Here is a 1,791-nt window from a genome sequence, read left to right as displayed (position 1 = left end):
GCTCTTGCGTGTGGTTTTCGGGGGCGCTTGCCGACGCCTGCCCGTGCTTGTGGTTGTTGCTGGTACGCGGGATGCGGCGGGCTGCGGAACTACCTTTGGCGGCTGCCCGGGCGGCTTGGCGGTAGGAGAACCGGCCTGCGCGTTGCAAGGCTGTGTAGGCGCGGTAGGAGCGTGGGCGGCGCAGGTTGCGGGCGACTTTTTCGCCGAAGACCACGCCTGCGGCTAGGGAAGCAGAAATGGCGATGGCGCCGCCGGCGTTGGAAAAGCCGACGATGGCTTGTTCGTTGATCATCGCGTACATGCCGCGGTAGAGCATCAGGCCCGGCAACATGGGGGTATAACCACACACGGCGACGATTAGCGGTGGGATTTCATAGCGACGAGCTAACAGACCACCGGCCAGGCCGATGATGCCTGCGGTCACGCCCGAGGCCAGCACGACGCCTGCACCGAGTGGCACCATGATGCCGTAGTAAAAGATCATGCCAGCACCGGCGGTGGCACCGGCGACTGCCACCGCGGAGCGGCGCGCCTGGCAGGCGAAGGCGAAACCGGCTGAGGCCAGTGCACCGAGGACGATGCGCAGCGGAATCTCGTGCGCATTCGGCGGGCTGGTGTGCTCGAGTGGGGGAAGTTCCACCGACGATGGCGCCGGTCATCAGAATGGCTTCGAAAAGCCGGGCTGCCGAGGAGACCGGGGCGCCGGTGATGCCATCGACAAAGCACTGCACCAGCGTCAAGCCCGCGACCAGCACGATGATGCCGGAGGCGATCAGGTAGGACGGCGAGAACGTCCAGCCGATATAGCTGGCGAAGGTATAAAAGCCTGCTGCGGGCACCGTCGCGATGAATCCGCCGACCATGTTTTGGTAAAAGGCGGGCAGGCGGAATTTCGATAGCCAGGAGTTCGTCGCCATGATCGCGAACGAGATGATGAATGCTAGGATTCCCACTCCGGCGTCGCCGCCGAGCATGACAGAGACACCGCCGCCCAGCATTCCCCAGCCGACGTTGACCATCAGCGGCGAGTGCGGCGGGGTTTCTGCCATGATGTCGTCGAGGATTTGCTCGGCGCGTTCTGGTGGCGTGGCACCGTTTTGGATGGAACGAATCAGCCGGTCTACCGCGGTGAGTTTGGAGAAATCGACCGTCAGGTCAGGGGCAACGCGGAAGACGTTGATGGGTATGCGTTCGTTGATGGTGCCGATATTGGCGTGGATGGTGATGGTTTTGGTGGTGATATCCACGTGTGCTTGGTACAAGCCGTAGGCGCTTAGCACGGAGTGGATCTGTGCGCGCACGTCGGAGTTGGAGTTGCCGGAGGAGATCAGGATTTCGCCGATGCGTGCGGCGATTTCCATGACTCCGGTGAGGTGCGCGGGGTTGGTGAGGTCCACCGGCGCCAGTGGTGATGGTGGCGGTGCGGCCTTGGCGGCGTCGACCGTGGAAATATTGGCACCGGTGCCCCGCAGGTTCGTTTTCAGGTTGTTCAACCAAGACACAGTGGCTCTACCTCATATCGCGCGTTTGCTGGGGATGATCAGTCGTGACTGTGCAGATTTTACATGTTCTGGTTGGATGCTTTGTGGGTGGTGTTTGCTGCGGTTTCTGCCAAATTTTTGGTGGCAATTCCAGCGGAGTTTTTCTCTTGCCGACGCCTGGGCTAAAGTAGTTTCTCGTGCCCCGCGCGCAACACGCTAGTTGTCTTTACGACGCCTGGCTGTTGCTGTCATTAGCGGATGCACGGTGCTGGAGTGGCGCAATTGGTAGCGCAACGCACTTGTAATGCGT

General features: G+C 61.4%; 1 protein-coding gene and 1 pseudogene. Both read right to left on the bottom strand.

Translation table 11 applies throughout. From position 1 onward, the window contains the following. On the bottom strand, positions 1-640 hold a 640-nt coding region (locus BKN05_RS12535; RefSeq protein WP_286688793.1), incomplete at its 3' end, for a threonine/serine exporter family protein. Between the two features lie 448 nt (positions 641-1,088). Continuing rightward, a pseudogene (locus tag BKN05_RS12530) lies at positions 1,089-1,361 on the bottom strand (threonine/serine exporter family protein); the annotation flags it as partial. Positions 1,362-1,791 lie beyond the last annotated feature (430 nt).

This window comes from Corynebacterium sp. S5S1, assembly GCF_001913985.1.
Classification (GTDB): Bacteria; Actinomycetota; Actinomycetes; order Mycobacteriales; family Mycobacteriaceae; genus Corynebacterium; species Corynebacterium marquesiae.
Note: the sequence above shows the minus strand (reverse complement) of the source record. Positions and strands in the feature narration are given on the sequence as shown.